At 69.5% G+C, this 24,788-nt stretch carries 23 protein-coding genes and 1 riboswitch; of the genes, 7 read left to right on the top strand and 16 right to left on the bottom strand.

The window, feature by feature from the left end:
• Positions 1 to 181: 181 nt before the first annotated feature.
• The 5 genes from ABZ906_RS45475 to ABZ906_RS45455 all read right to left on the bottom strand — a co-directional run bounded on the left by ABZ906_RS45475 (position 182) and on the right by ABZ906_RS45455 (position 5,865).
• A complete protein-coding gene (locus ABZ906_RS45475; RefSeq protein ID WP_361192867.1) occupies positions 182 to 1,954 on the bottom strand; it encodes an ABC transporter substrate-binding protein in 1,773 nt (590 codons plus the stop codon).
• Between the two features lie 103 nt (positions 1,955 to 2,057).
• Positions 2,058 to 3,062: an ABC transporter permease gene (locus ABZ906_RS45470; RefSeq protein ID WP_361192864.1), complete on the bottom strand. Its 1,005-nt coding sequence runs from the start codon at positions 3,060 to 3,062 to the stop codon at positions 2,058 to 2,060.
• 355 nt (positions 3,063 to 3,417) lie between these two features.
• Complete coding sequence (locus ABZ906_RS45465) at positions 3,418 to 4,191, bottom strand: enhanced serine sensitivity protein SseB C-terminal domain-containing protein (protein ID WP_361393160.1); 774 nt, start codon at positions 4,189 to 4,191, stop codon at positions 3,418 to 3,420.
• A 131-nt stretch (positions 4,192 to 4,322) separates the two neighbouring features.
• Positions 4,323 to 5,126 (bottom strand): enhanced serine sensitivity protein SseB, encoded by an 804-nt coding sequence (locus tag ABZ906_RS45460; protein ID WP_361393158.1) that lies wholly within the window; start codon positions 5,124 to 5,126, stop codon positions 4,323 to 4,325.
• Positions 5,127 to 5,190: 64 nt separating this feature from the next.
• Entirely contained in the window at positions 5,191 to 5,865 is a 675-nt protein-coding gene (locus ABZ906_RS45455; protein WP_361193330.1) for an AAA family ATPase, read from the bottom strand.
• 153 nt (positions 5,866 to 6,018) lie between these two features.
• Positions 6,019 to 6,124, top strand: a riboswitch (glycine riboswitch).
• Positions 6,125 to 6,270: 146 nt separating this feature from the next.
• On the opposite strand from ABZ906_RS45455, the gene gcvT reads away from it, so the two are divergent.
• From gcvT to ABZ906_RS45430, 5 genes are all read left to right on the top strand, one after another.
• Positions 6,271 to 7,413: a glycine cleavage system aminomethyltransferase GcvT gene (gene gcvT / locus ABZ906_RS45450; RefSeq protein WP_361393156.1), complete on the top strand. Its 1,143-nt coding sequence runs from the start codon at positions 6,271 to 6,273 to the stop codon at positions 7,411 to 7,413.
• Between the two features lie 89 nt (positions 7,414 to 7,502).
• Positions 7,503 to 7,880, top strand: coding sequence for a glycine cleavage system protein GcvH (gene gcvH, locus ABZ906_RS45445; RefSeq protein WP_361192852.1), 378 nt, complete (start codon positions 7,503 to 7,505; stop codon positions 7,878 to 7,880).
• 30 nt (positions 7,881 to 7,910) lie between these two features.
• Entirely contained in the window at positions 7,911 to 9,170 is a 1,260-nt protein-coding gene (gene glyA, locus ABZ906_RS45440) for a serine hydroxymethyltransferase (protein ID WP_361192849.1), read from the top strand.
• A gap of 154 nt (positions 9,171 to 9,324) precedes the next feature.
• The gene (locus tag ABZ906_RS45435) at positions 9,325 to 10,710 is read left to right on the top strand and encodes an L-serine ammonia-lyase (protein ID WP_361193328.1); all 1,386 of its coding nucleotides are present in this window, start codon (positions 9,325 to 9,327) and stop codon (positions 10,708 to 10,710) included.
• A gap of 95 nt (positions 10,711 to 10,805) precedes the next feature.
• Complete coding sequence (locus tag ABZ906_RS45430; protein ID WP_361192846.1) at positions 10,806 to 11,018, top strand: EF-hand domain-containing protein; 213 nt, start codon at positions 10,806 to 10,808, stop codon at positions 11,016 to 11,018.
• A gap of 54 nt (positions 11,019 to 11,072) precedes the next feature.
• Here ABZ906_RS45430 and ABZ906_RS45425 read toward each other — a convergent pair whose 3' ends face one another.
• The gene (locus ABZ906_RS45425) at positions 11,073 to 11,906 is read right to left on the bottom strand and encodes an ATP-binding cassette domain-containing protein (RefSeq protein WP_361393154.1); all 834 of its coding nucleotides are present in this window, start codon (positions 11,904 to 11,906) and stop codon (positions 11,073 to 11,075) included.
• Positions 11,903 to 13,669, bottom strand: a complete 1,767-nt coding sequence (leuA, locus tag ABZ906_RS45420; RefSeq protein WP_361393152.1) for a 2-isopropylmalate synthase — start codon at positions 13,667 to 13,669, stop codon at positions 11,903 to 11,905. The genes ABZ906_RS45425 and leuA overlap by 4 nt, the downstream gene beginning before the upstream one ends.
• Positions 13,670 to 13,884: 215 nt before the next feature.
• Between leuA and ABZ906_RS45415 the strand changes: the two genes are divergently transcribed.
• Positions 13,885 to 14,577, top strand: coding sequence for an FCD domain-containing protein (locus ABZ906_RS45415; RefSeq protein WP_361393150.1), 693 nt, complete (start codon positions 13,885 to 13,887; stop codon positions 14,575 to 14,577).
• A 56-nt stretch (positions 14,578 to 14,633) separates the two neighbouring features.
• Here ABZ906_RS45415 and ABZ906_RS45410 read toward each other — a convergent pair whose 3' ends face one another.
• On the bottom strand, positions 14,634 to 15,827 hold the full coding sequence (locus ABZ906_RS45410; RefSeq protein ID WP_361393149.1) for a CU044_5270 family protein: 1,194 nt from the start codon (positions 15,825 to 15,827) through the stop codon (positions 14,634 to 14,636).
• Entirely contained in the window at positions 15,824 to 16,465 is a 642-nt protein-coding gene (locus ABZ906_RS45405; protein WP_361393164.1) for an RNA polymerase sigma factor, read from the bottom strand. Before ABZ906_RS45405 ends, ABZ906_RS45410 begins: the two co-directional genes overlap by 4 nt.
• On the opposite strand from ABZ906_RS45405, the gene ABZ906_RS45400 reads away from it, so the two are divergent.
• Positions 16,385 to 17,308: an NAD(P)-binding domain-containing protein gene (locus ABZ906_RS45400; protein ID WP_361393147.1), complete on the top strand. Its 924-nt coding sequence runs from the start codon at positions 16,385 to 16,387 to the stop codon at positions 17,306 to 17,308. The genes ABZ906_RS45405 and ABZ906_RS45400 overlap by 81 nt on opposite strands.
• Before the next feature lie 48 nt (positions 17,309 to 17,356).
• Here the strand turns inward: ABZ906_RS45400 and ABZ906_RS45395 are convergent, their stop codons facing one another.
• The 7 genes from ABZ906_RS45395 to ABZ906_RS45365 all read right to left on the bottom strand — a co-directional run bounded on the left by ABZ906_RS45395 (position 17,357) and on the right by ABZ906_RS45365 (position 24,603).
• Positions 17,357 to 17,908: a glycoside hydrolase family 25 protein gene (locus ABZ906_RS45395; protein WP_361393145.1), complete on the bottom strand. Its 552-nt coding sequence runs from the start codon at positions 17,906 to 17,908 to the stop codon at positions 17,357 to 17,359.
• 108 nt (positions 17,909 to 18,016) lie between these two features.
• On the bottom strand, positions 18,017 to 19,210 hold the full coding sequence (locus ABZ906_RS45390) for a PQQ-binding-like beta-propeller repeat protein (protein WP_361393143.1): 1,194 nt from the start codon (positions 19,208 to 19,210) through the stop codon (positions 18,017 to 18,019).
• A complete protein-coding gene (locus ABZ906_RS45385) occupies positions 19,210 to 19,983 on the bottom strand; it encodes a polysaccharide deacetylase family protein (protein WP_361393141.1) in 774 nt (257 codons plus the stop codon). The genes ABZ906_RS45390 and ABZ906_RS45385 overlap by 1 nt, the downstream gene beginning before the upstream one ends.
• A gap of 406 nt (positions 19,984 to 20,389) precedes the next feature.
• Positions 20,390 to 20,998 (bottom strand): ATP-binding protein, encoded by a 609-nt coding sequence (locus tag ABZ906_RS45380; RefSeq protein WP_361193323.1) that lies wholly within the window; start codon positions 20,996 to 20,998, stop codon positions 20,390 to 20,392.
• Between the two features lie 169 nt (positions 20,999 to 21,167).
• The gene (locus ABZ906_RS45375) at positions 21,168 to 21,938 is read right to left on the bottom strand and encodes an enoyl-CoA hydratase-related protein (protein ID WP_361192823.1); all 771 of its coding nucleotides are present in this window, start codon (positions 21,936 to 21,938) and stop codon (positions 21,168 to 21,170) included.
• A 66-nt stretch (positions 21,939 to 22,004) separates the two neighbouring features.
• Entirely contained in the window at positions 22,005 to 23,246 is a 1,242-nt protein-coding gene (locus ABZ906_RS45370) for an Ig-like domain-containing protein (protein ID WP_361192822.1), read from the bottom strand.
• 157 nt (positions 23,247 to 23,403) lie between these two features.
• The gene (locus ABZ906_RS45365; protein WP_361393139.1) at positions 23,404 to 24,603 is read right to left on the bottom strand and encodes an Ig-like domain-containing protein; all 1,200 of its coding nucleotides are present in this window, start codon (positions 24,601 to 24,603) and stop codon (positions 23,404 to 23,406) included.
• Positions 24,604 to 24,788: the final 185 nt, after the last annotated feature.

Raw genomic sequence — 24,788 nt, 5'->3', positions numbered from 1 at the left:
ACACCCCCCCCCCCTCACCCCCCCCGCCCCTCCGGCGGACGCTCGCTCCCACCCCCGCCGGGGCGGCGCGCGGGGGCCCCCCCCCCCCCGTGGGGGGGGGCCCCGCCCACCGCCCGGGGCCATCACCTGCCCTTCGGACTGGCGGGATTCGGCGGTGGGACTTCCTTGCGGCTACTGCTACTTACTTCTTCGAGGTGTCGACACCGAGCGAGACGTAGTCGTAACGGCCGCTGTAGGCAGCGGACGAGTAGACGTTGGTCGCCCGCGAAGAGCGCCAGCTGATGTTCTTCTCGTAGATGAAGGGCATCCAGTACGCCTTGTCGACGATCTCGTGGGCCAGGTCGGTGTAGATCTCACCGGCCTTGTTCGCGTCCACGGTGCCGATCGCGTCGTCGAAGTACTTGTCGATCTTCGGCTCGTCGATCTGCGACTCGTTGTAGTTGCCGTTCTCGTTGATGAAACGGCTGTCGAACAGCGGCTGGGCGTAGCCCTGGCCGGTCGGGAAGTCAGGACCCCAGCCCGCCATCGTCATGCCGATGCCGCGCTTCTTCACCACCGAGGGAGAGCCGGTGATGCTGGAGGAGTCGGCGCCGTCGATCGCGTCGACCTCGGCCTTGATGCCGACCTTGGCCAGCTGCTCCTGGAGCGCCGTGGCGGCGTCCACCTCGCCCGGCTGGTTGTTACGGGCCGAGACCTTGGTCGAGAAGCCGCTCGGCTTGCCGCACTTCTTCAGCTCGGCCTTGGCCTTGGTGACGTCCGGCTTGCCCTTGCGCTCGAGGATGCCGTACGGGTCGTAGTCGTCGTTGCCCTTGATGGACTTCGGGAAGACGCTGGTGGCGATCTCACCGGCGGCGACCTCGCCGCCACGGGTCTTCTGCAGGCCCGCGAAGTCCGTGGCGTAGAAGACGGCCTTGCGGCAGGCCTCGTTGTCGAACGGCTTCGTCTTGGTCACCAGGGCGACGTAGCGGACGAAGTCCGTCTGCATGTTGTCGACATTGGCCTTGTGGTCCTGAATGGCGGTGGTACGACCCGACTGGGTCATGCCGGTGCCATTCATGTCGATGTCGTAGTCGCCTTCCATCAGGCGCTTGTCGTTCTCTTCGAGGTTCGCCGAGATGGTGACCGAGATCTTGTCCGGCAGGGCGGGACGGACCGGGTCGGACGACTTCTTCCAGTTCTTGTTGCGGACCAGCGTGATGCTCTTGCCGGCGCTGTAGTTCTGGAACTTGTACGGGCCGGAGGAGAACGGGCGCTGGGTGTACTTGGCGCCGGTGTCCTCGGACTGCTTGACCGGGGTGCCCGACGGCATCGCGAGCATCTGCTCGAAGTCGCCGTTCTTCTTGGGCAGCTTGAAGATGATGGTGTTGTCGTCCGGCGTCTCGATCGCCTTCAGACCCAGCTTGTCCTTCGACTTGTCCTCGTAGGGGCCCTTGTACTCGCCCTTGGGGTCAAGCGTGGACTTCAGGTAGCCGGGGCCACCGGTGATGACCTTGGTCGCCCAGATGCGCTCGATGCCGTACTTGATGTCCTTGGAGGTCAGCTTCGAGCCGTCCTCCCAGGTCAGACCATCACGCAGCTTGTACGTGTAGGTCTTGCCGTCGTCGCTGATCTTCGCCGTGGACTCGGCGAGGTCGGGGACGAGCTTGTTGGACGCGGCACCCGGCTTGGTGTCGTACGTGATCAGCGTGCGGGTGTAGTACCGCATGAAGTCCCACGTCATGCCGTAGTAGGCACGCTGCGGGTCGGCCGAGTCCAGGTCCTGCTTGGCGATGAACTTGAGCGTTCCGCCCTTCTTCGCCGACTTGTTCGCGACCTTGCCGATCGCCGCGTTGTAACCGGCGCCCTTGCTGTCGTCGTCGTCGCTGCCGCCGCCGCACGCCGTGGTGGTCACCAGCGCCGCCACGACGAGGGCCGCGCCTGCGGTCAACCGTCGTTTAGAGGAACCTGTGGGCATTTCTCGCATCCTCCGAGATTCGCGGTCCTTGGCGTTTGACTGCCTTAAGAACCATGGGAAGAGCCACCTGACGCTGCGGCAGGGGCAAGCCAGTTGGAGCTGTTTACCGAGTTCCCTTGGGGTCCAGGGCGTCGCGCAGCCCGTCACCGAAGAGGTTGAAGGCAAGCACGGTCACGAAGATCGCCAGGCCGGGGAAGACCATGAACATCGGGTCGTGCTCGTACGTCGCGAGCGCGTCCCGGAGCATGCCGCCCCAGGAGGCCGTCGGCGGACGCACACCCGCGCCGAGGAAGCTGAGGGCCGCTTCGGTGAGGATGTTGGTGGGGATCATGAGCGTGGCGTACACGGTGATCGGCGCGACCAGGTTCGGCAGCAACTCACGGAAGAGGATGTGCCGTTGACCGCCGCCGAGGCTGCGGGCCGCTTCCACGTACTCGCGTTCGCGCAGGGAGAGGGTCTGACCGCGGACGATACGGCCGACGTAGGGCCAGCCGAAGAAGCCGATCACCAGGATCAGTACGGCGATGCGTACGCCGCTGCCGGTCAGGCCGAGCAGGTCGTCGGGCAGGACCGAGACCAGGGAGATCACGAAGAGCAGCTGCGGGAAGGAGAGCAGCACGTCCATGACCCGGCTGATCAGCGCGTCGACCCAGCCGCCGAAGTAACCGGCGATGATGCCGAAGAAGGTGCCGAGCACCACGGCCACCACCGCGGCGAGGAAGGCCACGAGGAGCGAGATCCGGGCGCCGTAGACGACCCGGCTGAAGATGTCGCGGCCCTTGTTCGGCTCGACGCCGAAGAGGAAGTCCCAACTCATGCCGCCGAACGCGCCCTTGGGCAGGTTCGTCAGGTCTTCCAGCTCTTCCTGATGGAACTCGTTGGGCGGGTGGCCCAGCAGGGAGACGATCAGGGGAGCGAAGACGGCGACAAGAACCAGGACAATCACGGTGATGCCACCGGCCAGGGCGACCCTGTCCCGCTTCAGGCGGTTCCAGGCGATCTGCTTGAGGGACCGCCCCTCGACCTTCTTCACCCCTGCATCAACTGCGGGAGCGACGTCCGCCGTCGGGTCCGCGTCCGCAGGTGTGTCATGCAATGGTGCCGTCATCGTGGCAGGGACCCCTCTCAACCGGTGGTGACCGGCCCGCACTTGCCGCTGTAGCGACGTGATCAGTCCGTCGTACACAGGGGCGAAGCGCCCCACTTGCGGGAGTCTTCATCGGGGTTGCGATCTGTTACCAGCCTTGACGGGGAAAGGATGCTCAACCGTGATGCTGTTTGAGGTGTTCCGTTATCCGGACGCAGGTGAACGAGGGGCGAACACGGGGCAGTTGCGTCGCAAGGTGCCACGGGGGGCCATAGACCCCCTCAGCCATCAGAACGGGACATCCTGACGGTCAGGGCAGGTATACGAGCCGCGGTGGCCGGTTCAGGACCTTTCCGCGCAGGGGCGCGGCACCGGTTCAGTACTGCGCGGGGTAGCCGTAGCCGCCCGCGGGGGCCGGGGCGGGCTGGGCCTCGCGGTCGTAGAAGGGCCTGGCGTTGGCGCGCAGCCACAGGGCGACGGGGTCGTACCCGTCGGACATCGCGACCGTCGAGACGGGCAGCCCGTCGGGGACGGCGGCGATCGACTGCTGCATCATCGTGCGTACCCCGTCCACCGACGACGGCGACGTGTCGTACACATCGAGGCCGATGGCCAGATACGGCGCGCCGAGCGCGGGCTGCACCCAGGCGCGGCGCAGCGAGCGGACCGCGGGGGTGCGGTGGGCGTTCTGCGTGAGCAGGGCGTAGAACTGGGGGATCTCGATGGCCGGCTCGGTGAGCCGCAGCGGGCCCGCGGGCTGCAGGTCGAGGCCCGACGCGATGCGCCGCAGGTCGAGCCAGGGGATGCCGACGCCGCCGCCGGGGGCGTGCGGGTTGAGCCAGAGGCCGTAATGGTCGGGGTAGAGGGTGCGGGCGATGTCGAGCCCGCTCACCACCTCGTACGAGCGGTTCCAGCCACTGGCGGAGAGCTCCTGGGCGGAGGTCACGCACGGTGCGTAACCGAGACCTTCGACTTCCATGTTCCCGTACTGGGCGTCGGGGGATCCGGCCTGGCCGTGCCAGAGCAGCATCCACACCTGGTCGGCGGCGAGGGCCCGCAGGAGCGCCTCATAGGCGTCATAACGCCCGGGCGTCACCTGGCGCAGCATGTGCTCGACCTGCCCGGCCGCAGCCGTGCCCGACGCACTCACCCTTAACCGCCCCTTCGCGATGACCCGCTGACCCGGCGACCCGATGGCCCCGGGTCATGAAACCAGCTTAAGCGGCGATCCTGACACCGACTTGACGTACGGCACCCTCGCACGCGTACCTGCACAAGTCCTTACGCATGTCCGTGCTCGTGTCCCCGGGTCTGACCGAAGAAGGGCCTCACCCGCTCGCGCATCCAGTCACCGACCGGGTCCCGGGCCACGTCGAGCAGCACGAGGTTCACCGCCCAGGGCACCGGCACCGCGCCCAGGGCCCGGCCCACGGCTTCCATCGGCAGCTCGCGCGCGTCGCCCTCCCAGGAGCTCAGTTCGACGCCGACGAACAGCGTGGGGTCCTCGCCCTCGACGCTCGCCAGACAGCGGCGGGCGCTCAGGACGACCCCGGTGGCCTCGAACTCGCGGGCGGCGGCGGACAGGAAGTCCACCGGGTCCTCCTGCCAGTCCGGTTCGAAGAGGCGTACGCGGCCGCCGGTCGTCGGGCCGTCGAGCGGGGTGCGCCCGGACCGGCAGAGCTCGGCGACGGCGGGCGGCGGCAGCGGGACCCCGACGGTGCCGTCCGGGTTGACCGCGATGCCAAGCTGCGGGGGCAGGCCGCGCGCGAACTCCACGGCGGGTGCCACGGTGCAGCCCATGCGGCCGCCGGTGGCCTGCCGGAACTGCTGCTCGGAGCTGAAGACGGGGACGTAGGCCTGGCCCTCGATCTCCAGCGTGGGCAGATCGAGGGTGCCGCTCTCCGGCGCCCCGCCGTTCGGCAGCGGGACCCATACGTGGCTGCGGCCGAGCACCTCGACGATGCGGGCGCCCGCGGAGGCCTGCGGCGCCCCCGGCGTGCCCAGGGATGCCGCGAGCACCTCTTCGAGTTCGTTGCCCGGCCATCCCGCGTACGGATGGGGGTGCGCCTGCGCCGGAATGTCCATCTGTCTGTCCAACCCCTGCTCTGTCCCGCTCTGCCTGCGGCACGACCCTAACGCGGCGGGCGGCTCAGTCCTCGAAGCCGATCCCGCGCAGGACGTCCGCCGCCGTCCGGTCGAGCAGGATCGCGGAACCGCAGCCGCGCGGCAGATCGCCCCGCTCGGCGGCGCCGACCAGGCGGCCGATGGTCCTGCGGTGCCGCGCGAAGGCGTACCTCGACACGCCGCGCCCGCGCGAGAGCTGGCCCTCTATGGCAGTGGCCGGCTCCACGTCGAGCAGCAGCAGGTGCAGCGTCGTGCCGCGCCGCGCGGCCTCCCTGGCCAGCCAGCGGCGCACCCACGCCTGGGTGCCGCAGTCGTGCACCACGACGCCCTCGCCGGAGCGCAGGGCGGTGCGCAGGCCCGCGTAGTGCGCGAGGCGGACCAGGGGGCGGTAGACCGCGTACGGCAGCAGGTCCGGCATGCGCAGGGCCCAGCGGTCGCGGGTGTCCTGCGAGTCGATGCGGGGCCCCGCGACGGCTCTGCTCATCAGCGTGGACTTGCCGCTGCCCGGCAGACCGGAGACGACGATCAGGTCGCCCGCGCCGAACGTCAGCCGGTGCGGGCTGTGGCCCGTCCGCTGCCGCAGGTCGCGGACGACGGCCGCGGGCAGGGGGCCGCAGCTCTCCCTGGTGGGGGCGGCGGCCTGTTTGGGCAGGGCCACCCCCGTGCTGGTCGCGTAGACACTCGTCCTGCGCACCGTGATCGGCCTCCCCTAAGCGGTCACGTAACTGCTTCCCGCAGCTTCCCCGGCAAGTGTAAAGAGAAGGTAATGCGGCACAAGGGCATTACTCGATCGGCACTGCCCTGTGACAGGGGCGCGTGCAATGATGTGCGCGCAAACTCCATACAGGCCGTTTGAATCCGCGCGGGAGAGTTCCCGGACGCCGTCGAAAGACGCTCCGGGGCGCCGAAGGAGCAAGTCCCTCCCTTGAATCTCTCAGGCCCCGTACCGCGCGGGCGAGGCACATCTGAAAAGCGGGCCGCCCCGGCGGCTCCACCCAAGGTGCAAGTCATGACCCCCTTTACGGACGGTCGTGGTGAACCTCTCAGGTTCCGATGACAGATGGGGAGGATCGACCTCGCCCGTCATGCCCTGGGAGTTCCCCCTATGAGTACCGTCCCCCGTCTGACCGCCCTCGATGCCGTGCATCGTGCGCTCGGCGCGACCATGACCGACTTCGCGGGCTGGGACATGCCGCTGCGCTACGGCAGCGAGCGCGACGAGCACGTCGCCGTGCGCACCAAGGCCGGTCTCTTCGATCTCTCCCACATGGGCGAGATCACGGTCACGGGCCCCGAGGCCGTCGACTTCCTGAACTTCTCGCTGGTGGGCAACATCGGCTCCATCGGTGTCGGCCGCGCCCGCTACACGATGATCTGTGCCGAGGACGGCGGGATCCTGGACGACCTGATCGTCTACCGGCTCGGCGAGCCCGACGCCCCCGAGTACATGATCGTCGCCAATGCCTCGAACGCCCAGAACGTCCTGAACGAGCTGAGCAATCGCGCCGAGGAGTTCGACGTCGAGGTCCGCGACGACCGCGACGCGTACGCGCTGCTCGCCGTCCAGGGCCCCGAGTCCCCCGGCATCCTGAAGTCACTCACGGACGCGGACCTGGACGGCCTGAAGTACTACGCGGGCCTGCCCGGCACGGTCGCGGGCGTGCCCGCGCTGATCGCCCGCACGGGTTACACCGGCGAGGACGGCTTCGAGCTCTTCGTGGCCCCCGGTGACGCCGAGAAGCTCTGGGGCGCGCTGATGGAGGCGGGCACGCCCGTCGGCATGGTCCCGGCCGGGCTCTCCTGCCGCGACACGCTCCGCCTGGAGGCGGGCATGCCGCTGTACGGGCACGAGCTGACCGCCGGGCTGACGCCCTTCGACGCGGGCCTGGGCCGGGTCGTGAAGTTCGAGAAGACCTCGATGTCCGAGAACTTCGTGGGCCGCGCCGCGCTCGCGGCCGCCGCCGAGCGCGCCGAGACCGCTCCCCCGCGCAAGCTGGTGGGCCTGATCGCCGAAGGCCGCCGCATCCCGCGCGCGGGCTTCGCCGTGGTCGCCGACGGCAAGGTCATCGGCGAGGTCACCTCCGGCGCGCCGTCCCCGACGCTGGGCAAGCCGATCGCCATCGCGTACGTCGACGCGGCGCACGCGGCCCCCGGCGCCGCGTCTTCATCGGGTGTCGGCGTGGACATCCGTGGCACCCACGAGCCCTACGAGGTCGTGGCGCTGCCCTTCTACAAGCGCCAGAAGTGACACGTCCGGCCCTGTGGTAAGCCGGAAGTGACCCCACGCACATCATCCCCGTTCCGCAGCACCCACCCGCGTACAGGAGAATTCAGGTCATGAGCAACCCCCAGCAGCTGCGTTACAGCAAGGAGCACGAGTGGCTCTCGGCCGCCGAGGACGGTGTGGCGACGGTCGGTATCACGGAGCACGCCGCCAACGCGCTCGGTGACGTCGTCTTCGCCCAGCTCCCCGAGGTCGGTGACACGGTGACCGCGGGCGAGACGTGCGGCGAGCTGGAGTCGACCAAGTCGGTCAGCGACCTGTACTCGCCGGTGACCGGTGAGGTCGTCGAGTCGAACCAGGACGTCGTGGACGACCCCTCACTCGTCAACTCCGCCCCGTTCGAGGGTGGTTGGCTCTTCAAGGTGCGCGTCTCGGAGGAGCCGAAGGACCTGCTCTCCGCAGACGAGTACACCGAGTTCTCCGGCAGCTGAAGCCCCCCGAAGACCCCTAGGGACCACCTGATGTCGCTTCTCAACACCCCTCTCCACGAGCTGGACCCGGACGTCGCCGCCGCCGTCGACGCCGAGCTCCACCGTCAGCAGTCCACCCTGGAAATGATCGCTTCGGAGAACTTCGCTCCCGTCGCGGTCATGGAGGCCCAGGGCACGGTCCTCACCAACAAGTACGCCGAGGGCTACCCCGGCCGCCGCTACTACGGCGGCTGCGAGCACGTCGACGTCGCCGAGCAGATCGCGATCGACCGGCTCAAGGACCTGTTCGGCGCCGAGTACGCCAACGTCCAGCCGCACTCGGGCGCCTCCGCCAACCAGGCCGCCCTCTTCGCCATCGCCAAGCCCGGCGACACGATCCTCGGCCTTGACCTGGCGCACGGCGGCCACCTCACCCACGGCATGCGCCTGAACTTCTCCGGCAAGCAGTTCAACGTGGTCCCGTACCACGTCGACGAGGCCGGTCTGATCGACATGGCCGAGGTCGAGCGCCTGGCCAAGGAGAGCAGCCCCAAGGTCATCATCGCGGGCTGGTCCGCCTACCCGCGTCAGCTGGACTTCGCCGAGTTCCGCCGGATCGCCGACGAGGTCGGCGCGTACCTGTGGGTCGACATGGCGCACTTCGCCGGGCTCGTCGCCGCGGGGCTGCACCCCAACCCGGTGCCCTTCGCGGACGTGGTGACCTCCACCACGCACAAGACGCTGGGCGGCCCGCGCGGCGGCATCATCCTGGCCCGCAGCAAGGAGTTCGCCAAGAAGCTGAACTCCGCGGTCTTCCCGGGCTTCCAGGGCGGCCCCCTGGAGCACGTGATCGCGGCCAAGGCCGTCTCCTTCAAGGTCGCGGCCTCCGAGGAGTTCAAGGAGCGCCAGCAGCGCACCCTGGACGGCGCCCGCATCCTGGCCGAGCGCCTGGTACAGGACGACGCGAAGGCCGTCGGCGTCGACGTCCTGTCCGGCGGCACGGACGTGCACCTGGTCCTGGTGGACCTGCGCAACTCCGAGCTCGACGGGCAGCAGGCCGAGGACCGCCTCCACGAGGTCGGCATCACGGTCAACCGCAACGCGATCCCGAACGACCCGCGCCCCCCGATGGTCACCTCGGGCCTGCGGATCGGTACGCCCGCGCTCGCGACCCGCGGCTTCGACCAGGACGACTTCCGTGAGGTCGCCGACATCATCGCCGAGGCGCTGAAGCCGGGCTTCGACACGGAGTCCCTCAAGGCCCGCGTCTCCGCCTTGGCAGCGAAGCACCCGCTGTACCCCAACCTGTAGCAGTTTCGTACGCTTTCTGTCGTACGAATCTCCGGGGCACCGCGCACACTGGAACCGAACAGTGAGTGCGGTGCCCCGGCCCATGCCCCGCCCTTGAACCATCTGCACTACCCCGGCAGACAACGGCGTCTACCAACCACCATTGGAGTTTCTCGTGGCCCTCTCGGTCTTCGACCTGTTCTCGATCGGCATCGGCCCGTCCAGCTCCCACACGGTCGGTCCCATGCGCGCCGCCCGCATCTTCGCGAGCCGCCTCAAGAACGAGGGCCTGATGGCCCACACCACCTCCATACGGGCCGAGCTCTACGGCTCCCTCGGGGCTACGGGCCACGGCCACGGCACCCCGAAGGCGGTGCTCCTCGGCCTGGAGGGCGAGTCCCCGCGCTCGGTCGACGTCGAGTTCGCCGACGAACGCGTCGAGCAGATCAAGAGCACCGACCGCCTCAGCCTCCTCGGCATGCACGAGATCGACTTCGACTTCGACGAGGACCTGATCCTGCACCGCCGCAAGGCCCTGCCGTACCACGCCAACGGCATGACGATCTTCGCGTACGACCGTGAGGGCACCCTCCTCCTGGAGAAGACGTACTACTCCGTGGGCGGCGGCTTCGTGGTCGACGACGACGCGGTGGCCGGCGAGAACCCGATCGTGCCGGACGACACGGTCCTCAAGCACCCCTTCCGCACCGGCGACGAGCTGCTTCGCCTGGCCCGCGAGACGGGCCTGTCGATCTCCGCGCTGATGCTGGAGAACGAGAAGGCGTGGCGCACCGAGGAGGAGATCCGCGCGGGTCTGCTCGACATCTGGGGCGTCATGCAGTCCTGCGTCTCGCGCGGCATGTCCCGCGAGGGCATCCTGCCGGGCGGTCTCAAGGTCCGCCGCCGCGCCGCGCACTCCGCACGGCAGCTGCGCGCCGAGGGCGATCCGCTGGCCCGCGCCATGGAGTGGATCACGCTGTACGCGATGGCCGTGAACGAGGAGAACGCCGCGGGCGGCCGCGTCGTGACCGCCCCGACGAACGGCGCCGCGGGCATCATCCCGGCGGTCCTGCACTACTACATGAACTTCGTGGCCAACGGGTCCTCGCAGGAGGAGAGGGAAGACGGCGTGGTCCGCTTCCTGCTCGCGGCCGGTGCCATCGGCATGCTCTTCAAGGAGAACGCCTCCATCTCCGGCGCCGAGGTCGGCTGCCAGGGCGAGGTCGGCTCCGCCTGCTCGATGGCGGCGGGCGCCCTCGCCGAGGTGCTCGGCGGCAGCCCCGAGCAGGTCGAGAACGCCGCGGAGATCGGCATGGAGCACAACCTCGGCCTGACCTGCGACCCGGTCGGCGGCCTCGTCCAGATCCCGTGCATCGAGCGCAACGGCATGGCGGCGGTGAAGGCCGTGACCGCGGCGAAGATGGCGATGCGCGGCGACGGCAGCCACAAGGTGTCCCTCGACAAGGTCATCAAGACCATGAAGGACACGGGCGCCGACATGAGCGTGAAGTACAAGGAGACGGCGCGGGGCGGGCTCGCGGTGAACATCATCGAGTGCTGAAACGGTCGTCGGGTGCCGAGCCCGCGTCCCCGGCGTCACCCGGACGGCGGATACGCTGAGCCCCGTCAGCAGTGCACGAAGAAGGGGTGGATCCGGTGGCGGACATCGAGGAAGCGCGTAAGACGTTCGAGCAGTTCGACGCGGACGGCGACGGCTTCATCACAGCGGCGGAGTGGAAGTCGGCCATGGCCAAGATGGGGGACTTCTACGTCACCGAGACGGTGGCCGAGGCCGTGATCGGCGCGAAGGACACCGACAAGGACAAGCGTCTCTCCTTCGACGAGTTCTGGGCGAGCCTGAACAAGTAGCGGGATACGCGCGAGGGGCCCGGCACACATGCGTGCCGGGCCCCTCGCGCGTGCTCAGCGTGCGCGCCGCGCGGCCCGCACGCTCCACCGTCCCTCCGTGCGCGTGAGCCGCACCGGATGGTCGAAGCACTTGCTGATCTGGTCGCCGGTCAATACGTCGTCCACGGGTCCCGAGGCCAGCGCGCGCCCGTCGCGAAGGAGCAGCGCGTGCGTCGTACCGGCCGGGAGCTCCTCCAGGTGGTGCGTGACCAGGACCGTGGCGAGCTCGGGGTGGGTCTCGCGCAAGGTGTCGAGGCTGTCGAGGAGGCGTTCGCGGCCCGCGAGGTCGAGCCCGGTGGCGGGTTCGTCGAGCAGGACGAGCCGGGGCCTCGGCATCAGCGAGCGCGCGATCAGGGCCCGCCCGCGCTCGCCCTGGGAGAGCGTGGGCCAGCGCGCGTCCGTGCGGTGCGCGAGGCCGAGCATGGCGATCAGGCGGTCGGCCTGCTCCTCCTGCTCGGGCGTGGGGCGCCAGCGGGGCAGGATTTCCACGCTGTTGGTGAGCCCGGTCAGGACGACGTCGCGCACGCGCAGCGGCGAGCGGAGCGGATGGCGGGGGTTCACATGGCCTACGTAGGCGCGCAGTTCGCGCAGGTCGACGCTGCCCAGGCGGCGGCCGAGCACCTCCACCGTGCCGTGCGTGGGGTGGGTGACGGCGCCGCAGAGGCTGAGCAGGGTCGACTTGCCCGCGCCGTTCGCGCCGAGCAGCGCCCAGTGTTCGCCGGGGCGGACGGTGAGGGTGACCTCTTCGAGGATGGGGCGCCCTTCGCGGACGACGGTGACGTCGTCGGCGTGCAGGACGGGCGGCGCGGGGTGCGGGGCCGGGGTCTGCGGGTGCGGGGCCGAGGTCATCGGGCGGCTCCCGCGCGGTTCACTGCCGCGAGCACGGCCCGTACGGAAGCGGTCAGGACCGAGGTGTCCACGCCCGCGCCCCAGCGAACGACACCGCCCACCCTGCACTCCGCGTAGGCGACGGCCTCGCTGGTGCCGCCCTCCCCCGTGGCGTGTTCGGAGTAGTCGAGGATCTCGACGGCGATCCCGGCCGCGGCGAGCGCTTCGGTGAACGCGGACAGCGGTCCGTTGCCCACGCCCTCGAAGTCCCCGATGCGGTCGCCCACATGGAGCGTGCAGACGAAACGGTGGGCGCCGTCCGGGGCCCGGTCGGTGGTCCAGGAGCTCAGCTCCACGTCCCCGCCCTTCACGTCCCCGCCCTGCTCCCCCGGCGCGACATAGGCGGCGCGGAACAGCTCGTACAGCTCCTTGGCGCTCGCCTCCTGACCGCTGTCGTCGGTGGCCGCCTGCACCACGCGCGAGAACTCGGGCCGCAGGCGCCGCGGCAGGTCGATGCCGTGCCGGGTCTGCAGCAGATACGCCATGCCGCCCTTGCCCGACTGGGAGTTGACGCGGATGACGGCTTCGTAGCTGCGGCCGATGTCGGCGGGGTCGATCGGCAGGTACGGCACGTCCCACGGCGCCTCGCTCTCCGGGACCCCGAGCTCGGCCGCCCGGCGGGCGTGGTGGGCGAAGCCCTTGCTGATGGCGTCCTGGTGGGTGCCGGAGAAGGCGGTGTGGACGAGGTCGCCCGCGTAGGGGTGGCGGGGGTGCACGGGCAGCCGGTTGCAGTGCTCGACGACCTCGCGCACGGCGTCGATGTCGGAGAAGTCGACCATGGGGTCCACGCCCTGGGCGTACAGGTTCAGGGCGAGGGTCACCAGGTCGACGTTGCCCGTCCGCTCGCCGTTGCCGAAGAGGCAGCCCTCGACGCGCTGGGCCCCGGCCAGGACGGCCAGTTCGGCGCAGGCGACGCCGGTGCCGCGGTCGTTGTGGGGGTGCACGGAGAGGATGACGGAGTCGCGGCGGGCGAGGTGGCGGTGCAGGTACTCGATCTGGTCCGCGTACACGTTCGGGGTGGCGATCTCGACGGTCGCGGGGAGGTTGTGGGTGACGGGCCGGTCGGGGCTCGCGTCCCACAGCCGGGTCAGGCCGTCGCAGACTTCGAGTACGTAGTCGGGCTCGGTCAGGTTGAAGGTCTCCGGCGAGAACTGGTACCGGATGTCCGCGCCGGGCCGGGCGTCCGCCAGGCGGGCCATGCGGGTGGCGGCTTCGGTGACGACCTCGCGCACCTGCGCGCGCGACCGGCCGAGCACCACGTCGCGCCAGACCTGCGAGGTGGGGATGTAGAGGTGCACGACGGCGCGGGGCAGGCCCTCGATCGACTCGAAGGTGCGGTCGATCAGGTCCGGCTTGGCGGGCGTGAAGACGACGATGCTGACGTCGTCGGGGATGCCGCCGCTCGCGCTCAGCGCGGCGAGGTCGCGCACGAAGTCGAAGTCGGCGCGGCTGGCGGACGGATAGCCGACCTCGATCTCCTTGAACCCCATGGAGACGAGCAGATCGAAGAAGCGCCGCTTGCGGCCGGTGTCCATCGGCTCGGCGAGCGCCTGATTGCCGTCACGCAGGTCGACGGGGACCCAGAGGGGGGCGCGCTCGATACGGGCGGAGGGCCAGGTGCGGTCCTGTGCGGGGACGTGGACGCGGTCCTGGTAGGGGCGGTAGCGGTGGTGCGGCATGGGGCTGGGGCGCTGGGGATTCCACGGGTACGCGGGGGATGTCATCGCGGCCTCTCGGCTCGGTCGGTGAGGTGGCCGACCGGCAGCACGGCACCCCGCGGCGGGGTGCCGGTCGCTTCAGGCCCCGCCGCGGCAGCCGAGAAGAAGGAGACCGCAGAAGATCATGGCGCTAGACTAGCCACACCTCAGCTCCTCAGACAAGTACTCCTCAGACAAGTGGGCCCGCCCCGGCCCTCCCCCACCCCCTGAAAGGTCCCCGGATGCCGCTCGGCTCCCTGCGCCCCAGCCCCCTGGTCGAACAGGCCATCACGCGCCTGCGCGAGCAGATCGCCGGCGGCCACTGGCCCGTCGGCAGCAAACTCCCCGGCGAGACGACCCTGGCCAAGGAGCTCGGCATCGGCCGCTCCACCGTCCGCGAGGCCCTGCGCGCCCTCGCCGGGGCCGGGCTCGTCAAGGCCCGGCAGGGTGCGGGCGTCTTCGTCATCGCGACGCAGCCGGTGGCGGACTGGCCGACGCGGCTGCGGCGGGCGGCGGTGACGGACGTGTACGAGGTGCGGATGCTGGTGGAGGTGCAGGCCGCGCGGCTCGCCGCCCTGCGGCGCACCGAGGACGACATCACGGCGATGCGCGCCGCACTCGAAGGGCGCAGGGCCGCGTCTTCGGCGAGCGACGCCGCTTTCATCGACGCCGACATCGCCCTGCACGCGGCGGTCGTGGCGGCGGCCCGCAACCCCGTACTCACGGACCTGTTCGCGGAGTTCGCGCCCGTACTGCGCGAAGGCCTGCTCGGCCTCCTCGACCTAGTCGACGTCCGCACACAGGAGCCGAACCACGGCGGCGCCGCCCACGCGGCACTCGTAGCGGCCGTCGAGGCGATGGACGCGGAGGAGGCGGCACGCGTGGCACAGACCGAACTCCAGGAAACCCTCGGTCAACTGCTGTCCCGCACCTAGCAACAGGCGAGCGAGGCGGGGACTCCTGCTCGTCAGGGGAACTGGCCGACGACTGCTCAGCCGCGCACGCCCGTAGGTTCGGGCTCCATGCCCTTCTGATCGACGACCGCACGCTCCAGGACCGCGTCGCTTCCGTAGAGAACCTCGGGGTTGCCCGCCTTGCCCGGCTTGCCTCCCGGCTTGTGGTTCTTCGTCATGTAGCCGCGCGAGCCGAGGTATTCGAAGGACTTCTTGTCGAAGATCCACACCTCGCGCGTCGCCCACGACGACTCATCGAGGGTGATGCCGATGCCGTGGCGGCCCGCCGCGTCCACCGCGTCGGGCACCTCGGTCACACCGGGAAGCTTCGCGACGACCTTGTAGAACGCCGCGGCATTCTCCGACGGCATGATCGTCGAACCGAGCAGATCGCCGATCTTGTCGAAGACGGCCTGCGCCTTCGTCTCCTCCCCTTCGACCACCCGCGTCTCGGCGTACAGCTTCTTCAGCAGGGCGTCGGGGTCGGTGGGCAGCGAGGCGAGCCAGTTGTACGTGGGCCGGTCGGGCCCCTCCGGGATGGCTCCCGAGTCATCGGAACCGTCCACGGCGGACGCCTCGATGGGCACATCCTGGCCGGGCATCGACGCCCCCTTCCCGCTCTCACGGCTCATGCCGATGTTCGTGACGGGGGCGGGGTCCTGCGACATCCACATCTGCTGCTTGTACGGGGCACTGAGCTTCACCGGGCCGTCCAGCTCACCCTCGTTGCTCTGGACGACGCTCCGTATGTAGACGAACTGGCTGGCCTTCACCCGCGGAGTATCGGCCTTCAGGGAGGCGTTCGCGATCCGGCCGAGGGTGACGGCCGCACCGGCGGTGGCGCCCTTGCCCGCGCCCATGTCCCGGACGCCGTCGGCGTCGTCGGAGGGGATCGCGGCGATCAGGATCCCGGCGGCCGCGAGCGCGGCGGTGGCCGGCATCAGGACCGCGGGGCGCAGGAAGCGGCGGCGGGGCGATACGGCGGGGGCTGGGGCGGGGGCGGCAGCCTGCGGCGCCCGGCTCCGCTCCGTGTCGTGGCCGCGGTCGTGGCCGTGGCTGCGGTCGTGGCCGTGGCTGCGGTCGCGGTCGTGGTCGATCTGCTGCATCAGGACGTCCTTGTGGTGAAGGTGACGCCCCGGCGGAAGCTGCCATTCGTTTTCGTCCGACTCCGGCAGCAGGCGGGCCAGTTCGGCGGCCTCGGCCTCTCCCGGCGGCGGGGTGGCGGCGTTCATCGGAATTCCTCCCGCAGGGGCAGGGCCGCGAACGCGGCCTCACTCTCTACCTCTCCGCGACCCCGGAGCGGTTCCGTCACGTTCTTCACTTCCTCCGGACCGGCCCCGTCGGCCCCGTCCTCGCTGAGCCGCCGCAGCCGGGCGCGAGCCCGCGAGAGCCGCGACCGCACCGTGCCGACCGGAATACCGAGCGCCTCGGCGGCCTGCGCGTAGTCGAGCCCGGACCACACGCAGAGCACGAGCACCTCACGCTCCGGGCGGCGCAACTGCCGCAACGCGCCGTGCACCGCGGCGAGCCGCCGCGCATCGTCCAGCCGCCCCGCGGACTCCTCCGAGAAGTCGGCCACGTCGGGCGGGGGCGGCTGGCGGTGCAGAAAGGCGAGCCGTCTGCGCAGGCCGCGGTTGGCGTTCTGCGCCTTGTGCGTGGCGATGCCGAGCAGCCACGGCTTGAGCGAACCGCCGTCCGGTTCGAGCCGCTCCCGGGTACGCCAGGCCGCCAGGAAGGTCTCGGACATGACCTCCTCGGCGGTCGACCAGTTGCCGGTCAGCCGCAGCGCATGGTTGTAGACCGTCCGCGCATACGCCTCGTACAACTCCCCGAACGCCTCGCGCTCACCTGCCCGGATACGTGCATGGATGCCATCTCCCAGTTCAGTAGGCCTCACACCACGTATCTCTCCGCACCCGCAAACAAGTTCCTGTGCCCCGCGTCACACCCCGGGCGCCTCGCCGAAAGCGCACCCGTACAGGAATACCTCACCCGTTCCGGAGGTTGGCTCCGTTACGACACTGGCGAACGAACCCCGGAAGGGCGACGAGTCATGAAGATCGGCATCATCGGCGCGGGCAACATCGGCGGCAACCTCACCCGGCGCCTCACCGCCCTCGGCCACGACGTTTCCGTGGCGAACTCCAGGGGCCCGCACACGCTCACGGCCCTCGTCGAAGAGACCGGCGCGACGGCCGTGACGGTCGAAGAGGCCGCGCGGGGTGCCCAGGTCGTCGTCGTGACGATCCCCCTGAAGGCCGTACCGAACCTGCCGTCGGGCTTCCTCGACGGCGCGGCGGACGGCCTCGCCGTCATCGACACCGGCAACTACTACCCGCAGCAGCGCGACGGGAAGATCGCCGAGATCGAGGACGGCCTGACCGAGAGCCGCTGGACCGAGCAGCAGATCGGCCACCCGGTGATCAAGGCCTTCAACGGCACGTACTCCGGGGACATCCTCGACAAGCCGCAGCCCAAGGGCACACCCGGCCGCGTCGCGCTCCCGGTCTCCGGCGACGACGAGGCCGCCAAGAAGGTCGTACGCGACCTCATCGACGAAATCGGCTTCGACACCGTCGACAACGGCGGCCAGGACGACTCCTGGCGCCAGCAGCCGGGCACCCCGGTCTACGGCCTGGCGAAGGACACCGAAGCGGTCACCAAGGCCCTGTCCGAAGCGTCCCCGGAGCGCACGGCGGAGTGGCGCGCCTGAGACCGTGAGCGCGGGGCGCGCGCGGGACGGCTACGGCTATGGCTATGGCTATGGCTTGGCCCAGTCCCGCAGCGCTTCCTCGCTCGCGAAGTCCGCGACGTTCTTGTCCAGCGGGGTCGACGTGTACTGGTGGATACGCCACTTCGCCTTGATGCGCGGCTTGCCCGCCGTGACGTAATCGGCGATCCAGAGAGCGTCGCCCGCGTATGACGTGGTGTCGTGGTTCAACCAGAAATCGCGATTCGTGTACAGCATCACCTGGTGATTCGGGCGGAGGCGCTTCACCTCCTTGATGAAGCGGTCCTTTTCCGCGTTGCTCGCGCGGGTGTGTTCGCCCGTCCACTCCCAGTCCACCGCCAGCAAGTCCCCCGCCTTCTCGGGGGCCTTGCTGACGAAATACTCCGCCTGGGCCTTGATGTTCCCCGGCCACAGGAAGTGATAGAAGCCGACCACGCAGCCGCCGTCCCGCGCCCGCTTCACCTGTGCGGTCAGCCTTGGATTGACGTACGAACGGCCCTCTGTCGCCTTGATGATGACGAAAGATATGCCGTCCGTGTCGAAGGTGGACTGGTACGAGCTGACGTCGATGCCTTTGAGCACGGGCGGCCTCCTGGGCGGCGGGCAGTGGGGGGGGGAAGGCGGGTCGATCTACCCCTGTGGTGCCCGGTGGCCGTGATGGTCAACCGTTGTATTACTCAGCTGTATTACTCAGCGGAAGATGCCGGTGTGCCCGAGCGAGTAGCGGCCCGGCTGCGGGTACACCGCGAGGCCGTGCGGGCCGCCGCCGACGGGGATGCGGGCGGTCTGGACTCCGGTGCGGGTGTCGATGGCGTACACCTCGGAGTCGTAACGCCCCGAAAGCCAGAGGGTGTTGCCGTCCGCCGACACCCCGCCCATGTCGGGGCTGCCGCCCTGGGGAAGCTTCCATTTCTTGGTGAGTCTGTTCTTGGGGAAGTCGAAGACGGAGATGGTGCCCTCGCCCCGGTTGGACACGTACATCTCGCGTGAGTCGCGGCTGACGTAAAGACCGTGGGTGCCCTTGCCGGTGTGCAGGAGCTTCGGTTTGTCGAACTTGTCGCCGCTCAGGACCCACATGCCGTCGGCCATCATGTCGGCGACGTAGAAGGTCTTGCCGTCGGGCGAGATCTTCACGTCCTGCGGCATGGCGCCCTTGAAGGGCAGTTTCTGCTGGCCGACGACTTTCATCTTCTCCGTGTCGACCTTGAGGAGTTCGCCGGAGAACTCGCAGGAGACGATGAAGTAGCGGCCGTCCGCCGAGAAGTCGGCGTGGTTGACGCCGTAGCAGCTGACCGGTTCGGTCTTGACCTCCTTCATGGTGTGCGGGTCGCGGAAGACGAGTTCGCGGTCCATCGAGGCCATCACGATCGCGTACTTGCCGTTGGGCGTGAAGTAGAGGTTGTACGGGTCGTGCACGGGGACCGGCTTTCCCGCCTTGCCGGTCCTGGGGTCGATGGGTGTGAGCGAGTGGCCGCGGTTGTTGTTGACCCAGAGCGTCTTCATGTCCCAGGAGGGGACGACGTGCTGGGGCTGGATCCCGACGTCGATCGTGTCGATCACTTCGTACGTCTTGGGGTCGATGACCGAGACGGTGTTGGTGTTGGTGTTGGGGACGTAGATCCGGGAGGGGAAGTCCTTGACCACCGGCGAGAGCTTGCCGGGGCGGTCGGCCGCGTAGACGTCCTTGGGGTCGAGGACGGGCGGCATGCCGGGGAGGCCGGGCGGTGCCTTCGGTTTGGCGGTCTTCTGGATGCCTTGCGTGCCGAGGGCTTCGTTCGCGCGGTCGTCGCTACCGCTCCCGCAGCCGGCGAGCGCGGCGGCGACGACCGCGCCGACGGCGATGACCGCTCCGGTGCGCCGGGTGAGGTTCAGGTGCAGGGTCATCAGGTCAGCAGCTCCGTGGTCGTCACCGCGCGCAGGCCGCGGCGGTCGAGGTCTTCCAGGACGGCGGGGAGCGCGGCGACCGTGTCCGCGTACCCGAAGTGCAGGCTCACGACGGAGCCCGCGCGCACCTCTGAGGCGATCTTGCGGGTGACGGCCGGGGCGCCGGGCGAGGTGAAGTCGAGGGAGTCCACGTCGTACGAGAGGACGTGGGGGTAGCCCGCGCGGTGAGCGAGGCGGGCGACGAGGGGGGTCGCGGTCTCGGCGCGCGAGGGACGGAACCAGGTGCCGATGGAGCCGGTGAGGCGGCGCAGTCGGTCGGCGCAGCCGGTGATCTCCGCGTAGGCCTCGGCCTCGGGCAGTTCGTTGATCGTGACGTGGTGGTGGGTGTGGTTGCCGAGGTCGTGGCCGCCGTCGAGGATGCGGCGGGCGAGTCCGGGGTGTGCGTCGAGCCAGCTGCCGACGGCGAGGACGGTGATCTTGGCGCCGGCGTTCTCGGCGGTGGAGAGCAGGGCTCGCGCGGTGGCCGGGTCGCCCTGGCCGTGGAAGGTGAGGGCGACGCGGGGGCGGTCGCGGGGCCCGTGCGCGATCTGGTCGGGCAGGCCGGGGAAGCGGCCGGGTGCCGGGGCGGCGTGCGGCGCCTTGCGGGTCGGGGCGGGGCGGTCGCGTGCGGGGGCGGGGCCGGTGGTGCTGTCGTCGGCGCATCCGGCCAGCGCGCTCGCGACGGCCAGTCCGGCGCCCGCACGCAGGGCTCCGCGGCGGTCAGTCTCGATCACCCGACTATTTAATGGGAAAAGCGGGCAAAAGCCGCCGATTTCCCCGCGTACGGGCCCTGCGGGTCGAGGGCGCGGGGGTGGACGACCCCTGCATGACGCCTTACGGAACCCTTGCCACAGCCAGAACTTAACCAGCGTTTACCAGGCAGGTGTCCCAGCTCACCAAGGATTCACCTCTAAACTGTGACGGTTCGCACCACTATGCTCGGATATGAACTTTTGGATCGTCGGCGCCCGTCTGCCATAGTCGGACCCACGACCCCATTGACCCGGGCTCAGGTCGTCACCAGCGGCCGTGGACCACACCCCTTCGTCCACGGCGCTCCGCGAAAGCCCCCGCAACGCCACAACCGGCGACCGGGGGCTTTCGCGTATCAGCACGTCAGCGCATCAGCGCGTCACCTCATCAGCGGTCGGCGACCCGCATCTCGAACCAGGTCGTCTTGCCGCGCGGCAGCAGATCCACGCCCCACCGGTCGGAGAGCTTGTCGACGAGAAAGAGGCCGCGGCCGCTGAGGTCGAGTTCGTGCACGGGCATCAGGCAGGGCAGTCCGCGCGAGGGGTCGCGCACCTCGATCCTGATCCAGCCGCGCCGCCGCATCATCCGCAGCCCGAAGACGCGGGCGCCGGTGTGCCGCACGGCGTTGCCGACGAGTTCCGAAGTGAGCAGGACCGCGTCCTCGGTCAGCTTCGGGGAGAGCCCCCAGTGCCGGAGCACCACCACTTGGGCGAGCCGGCGCGCGATCGCGGCGGACTCCGGGCGCGACGGCAGCGGAACCTCCGCATCCGTCGGATTGCCGAACAACTCGAGCGCTTTCAGCGCGTGTTCGTCCTCGACCGCCGGCGACCAGCGGGCCGCGGTCGCACTCCCGTGTCGCCGCGGCTGTTCGATACCCTCCAGCCCCGCCATGCCCCCATCATGGCCGCACAGAGCGCCTCCCGGGGACGTTCCGTCGGAATAAGCCCCCCGGAACCATCCGTTCCGGGGGGCCGTGTAGGCATATGCCAGTGGCAGTTAAGACCCTCTCGCACCCCTGCTGACCTGCGATGACTACCCGCTTACGAGTGATCACTTACGGCCGCGGACGGGGCAGGCTTAAGGTTCTCTTAAGCCACGCATAAACCGCTCCTTCGGGGGACACTTTGGCTGACGTGCCCTCAACTGATCGCTTCGCAGAGGAATTTCAGAGGAACTTCGCCTTGCCGGGACCCTCCTCGACGAAGCTGCGCATGCCACGTTCACGGTCCTCGGTGGCGAACAGGCCGGCGAACCAGGTGCGTTCAATCGCGAGCCCGGTGTCGATGTCCGTCTCCAGGCCCGCGTCCACCGACTCCTTGGCGGCGCGCAGCGCGAGCGCGGGTCCCTGCGCGAGCCGCGCGGCCCACTGGTGCGCCTGCTCGTACACCTCGGCGGCGGGCACCACGCGGTCCACCAGGCCGATGGTGAGCGCCTCGTCGGCCTTGACCATGCGGCCGGTGAAGATGAGGTCCTTGGCCTTGGAGGGGCCGACCAGACGGGACAGGCGCTGGGTGCCGCCGGCGCCGGGGATCAGGCCGAGCAGGATCTCGGGCTGGCCGAGCTTGGCGTTGTCGGCGGCGATGCGGAAGTCGGCGCAGAGCGCGAGCTCGCAGCCGCCGCCAAGCGCGTAGCCGGTGACGGCGGCGACGACGGGCTTGGGGATGCGGGCGACGGCGGTGAAGGAGTCCTGGAGGGCACGGGACCGTACGACCATCGCCGCGTGGTCCATGGCCTGCATTTCCTTGATGTCCGCGCCCGCCGCGAACACCTTCTCGCCGCCGTAGATGATCACGGCACGGACGTCGTCGCGCCGGGTCGCCTCCTCGGCCAGCTCCTTGAGCCGGTCCTGGAGAGCGATGTCGAGCGCGTTCATCGGGGGGCGGTCGAGGCGGATCGTGCCGACGCCCTCGGCGACTTCGAGATGCACAGATGTCATGCGGGGCACGTTAGCCGTGCCTCGCATGACATCGACATGCGGCCGGGTCATGACCGCACGGGAAGGTCAGGCCTTCCACTTCTCCCAGGACATGTTCCAGCCGTTGTAGCCGTTCTCGGGCTGGATCGTCTTGTCCGCGGAGTTCTTCACGACCACGACGTCCCCGATGAGGGAGTTGCTGAAGAACCATCCGGCGGGCGTCTTCTTGCTGTAGCCGCCGCGCACGTCGCTCAGGCCTATGCAGCCGTGGCTGGCGTTCGTGTTGCCGAAGGCGCCGCCCGACCAGTAGTTGCCGTGGATGAACGTGCCGGACGTGGACAGGCGCATGGCGTGCGGGACGTCCTTGATGTCGTACTCGCCGCCGAAGCCGACGGTCTCGCCGTTCATGCGCGTGACCTGGAGCTTCTCGCTGATGACCATCTGGCCGTTGTACGTCGTCGTGCCGGGTGCGCCCGCGGTGATCGGGATCTTCTTGATCTGCTTGCCGTCCCGGACGACCTTCATCTGGTGCGACTTGGCGTCGACGGTGGAGACCTGGCTGCGGCCGATCTCGAACTTCAGGGTCTTGGCCTGCTTGCCGTAGACCCCGGGCCGGCCCTCGACGCCGTCGAGGTTGAGCTTGACGGTGACCTTCGTGCCCGCCTTCCAGTACTTCTCGGGGCGGAAGTCGATGCGGTCGTTGCCGAACCAGTGCGGCTCGACGTCGACGGCGGGTTCGGTCTTGACCTCGATGGCCTTCTCCACGGCCTCCGGGTCGGTGATGCCCCGCGTGAAGTGGACCGAGAACGGCATTCCGACGCCGACCTTCGAGCCGTCCTCCGGCGTGAACTGGCCGATGAAGGTGTTCTTCGGCGTCAGCGTCGTGAACGTCGTGTCCTTGGCGGACTCACGCCCCTCGGAGTCCTTCGCTATCGCGTGGACCTTGTACTTCGTGGAGGCCGCGAGGTGGTGCGCCGGCGTCCAGGCGGCGCCACCCGAGGTGATCTTGCCCGGCACCGCGTTGCCCTTGCTGTCCTTGACCTCGACCTTCGACAGCTTGCCCTTGTCGGCGGCTATCTTCAGGGCCCCGCTGGTGGCCACCGAGTCGGCGCCGTCCTTGGGCGCTATGGTCACCACCGCGGCCGACGGCGCGTTCTTGTCGGCCTTTTCCTTGCCGTCGCCGCCCGAGTCCGAGCCGCCTCCCCCGCCGCATGCCGTGACCAACAGCAGCGTCACACCCGATGCCACCGCAAAGAGGCCCTTGGCCCCCCGTCGCGGCGCGCGCCCCCGCGCGCCAACCGACGTCCCCGATATCGGTCGCCCGTTCAAGATGTGTCTCCCCTCGCACGGCCTGGTCAGGCCCGCACCCCAGTGCATCGGCGCGCACATACACGCGCCGCCGCTAGATAACCACACGCCATTGACCGATGACTCCTCGCCAATGTCACCGTTCAGTCCCAACTGCGCAGGTGGTGCGGGCGCTGCCTCAGCGCGGGTCCGTGGGCCCCGCTTCCGGCTTGCTGCCGGGCGGTGCCGTCCACTCCTTCCAATCCATGTTCCAGCCACTGAGCCCGTTGTCAGGAGCGACTTTCTTGTCATCGCTATTGACAACTTCCACCACATCGCCAATCAGGCTGCGGTCGAAGAACCACCCCGCCGGGGTCTCTGAGCTGCCGCCCTTCACGTCGCGCAGGCCCACGCAGCCGTGGCTGACATTGGTGTTGCCGGGGGCGTTCGGCGCCCAGTAGTTGCCGTGCAGGAAGGTGCCGGACGTCGTCAGACGCATCGCGTGCGGGACGTCGGGGATGTTGTACTCGCCGCCGAAGCCGACGGTCCGGCTGTTCATCCGGGTCACCTCCAGCATCTCGGTGACCACCATCTTCCCGTTGTACGTGGTGGTCCGCGGGGCGCCCGCGGTGATCGGGACCGTGGAGATCAGCTCGCCGTCGCGGCGTACTTCCATGGTCTTCGCGTCGGCGTCGACCAGGGAGGTCTGGCTGCGGCCGATCGTGAACGAGAAGCTCTTGTCCTGGAGGCCGTAGACGCCGGGGGCGGCCTCCACGTCGCGCAGGCGCAGGCCGACGGTGACCTTGGTGCCGGGCTTCCAGTACTTCTCGGGGCGGAAGTCCAGGCGGGTGTCGCCGAACCAGTGGGGTCGTACGTCGACTTCGGGGTTCGCGCTGACGGTGATGGCCCGCTGGACGGCCTCGCGGTTCTCGACCTCCCGGTTGAACTCCAGGGAGACGATCATGCCGGTGCCGACCGTGGAGCGGTTCTCCGGTCCCACGTAGGCGGTGAACCGCTCGTCGGGGACGTACGTCGTGAACGTCGTGTGCCGGGCCGAGCGGCGGCCGTGGCCGTCGAGGGCGACGGCGTCCACCGCGTACTTCGCGCCCAGTGCCAGCGGGCCCTCGTCGAGCGGCTTCCAGGTCATGCCGTCCTCGTCGATGCGGCCCGGCACCGGTGCCTCCTGTGCGTCCTGCACCCGGACGGCCTTCACCGATTCGAGGCGTCCGTCGGGCACCTCGACCCGGAGCCGCGCGTCGCCCTTGACCGCCTTGCTGCCGTCGTCGGGCGTCACCCGGATAGCGTCTTCGGGCGACCGCGGTTTGCCCATGATCCGGTCGATGCCGTCGCCGTCGGCGGTGCATCCGGCGGCTCCGGCGAGCAGTCCTGCCCATGTCATTACGGCGGCCAGCGCGGCCCCTGCGCGCCGAGCGCGCCTCGCTACCTGTTTCACGCCCGTCCCAACGACCGTCCCCCTCCTGGGGAAACGTGAGTGCGACGCACCCGGTGGGCAGAACAGTGGGGAGGACGGCACGGGCTCTTCGTTCCACGCGCGTCGTCCGGTCTGGTACGCCCCTGCCGCCG

Source organism: Streptomyces sp. NPDC046925, from assembly GCF_040644915.1.
Classification (GTDB): domain Bacteria; phylum Actinomycetota; class Actinomycetes; order Streptomycetales; family Streptomycetaceae; genus Streptomyces.
This window is presented reverse-complemented; position numbering and strand designations above follow the sequence as displayed.

Bases quoted from the DNA above. Each gene is read 5' to 3' on its own strand.
- ABZ906_RS45375 (WP_361192823.1), bottom strand. From the start codon at position 21,938: ATGACATCTGTGCATCTCGAAGTCGCCGAGGGCGTCGGCACGATCCGC.
- gcvH (WP_361192852.1), top strand. From the start codon at position 7,503: ATGAGCAACCCCCAGCAGCTGCGTTACAGCAAGGAGCACGAGTGGCTC.
- ABZ906_RS45425 (WP_361393154.1), bottom strand. From the start codon at position 11,906: ATGACCTCGGCCCCGCACCCGCAGACCCCGGCCCCGCACCCCGCGCCG.
- glyA (WP_361192849.1), top strand. From the start codon at position 7,911: ATGTCGCTTCTCAACACCCCTCTCCACGAGCTGGACCCGGACGTCGCC.
- ABZ906_RS45410 (WP_361393149.1), bottom strand. From the start codon at position 15,827: ATGAACGCCGCCACCCCGCCGCCGGGAGAGGCCGAGGCCGCCGAACTG.
- ABZ906_RS45390 (WP_361393143.1), bottom strand. From the start codon at position 19,210: ATGACCCTGCACCTGAACCTCACCCGGCGCACCGGAGCGGTCATCGCC.
- ABZ906_RS45470 (WP_361192864.1), bottom strand. From the start codon at position 3,062: ATGACGGCACCATTGCATGACACACCTGCGGACGCGGACCCGACGGCG.
- ABZ906_RS45400 (WP_361393147.1), top strand. From the start codon at position 16,385: ATGGTTGTAGACCGTCCGCGCATACGCCTCGTACAACTCCCCGAACGC.
- ABZ906_RS45415 (WP_361393150.1), top strand. From the start codon at position 13,885: ATGCCGCTCGGCTCCCTGCGCCCCAGCCCCCTGGTCGAACAGGCCATC.
- leuA (WP_361393152.1), bottom strand. From the start codon at position 13,669: ATGACATCCCCCGCGTACCCGTGGAATCCCCAGCGCCCCAGCCCCATG.
- gcvT (WP_361393156.1), top strand. From the start codon at position 6,271: ATGAGTACCGTCCCCCGTCTGACCGCCCTCGATGCCGTGCATCGTGCG.
- ABZ906_RS45460 (WP_361393158.1), bottom strand. From the start codon at position 5,126: ATGGACATTCCGGCGCAGGCGCACCCCCATCCGTACGCGGGATGGCCG.
- ABZ906_RS45475 (WP_361192867.1), bottom strand. From the start codon at position 1,954: ATGCCCACAGGTTCCTCTAAACGACGGTTGACCGCAGGCGCGGCCCTC.
- ABZ906_RS45365 (WP_361393139.1), bottom strand. From the start codon at position 24,603: ATGACATGGGCAGGACTGCTCGCCGGAGCCGCCGGATGCACCGCCGAC.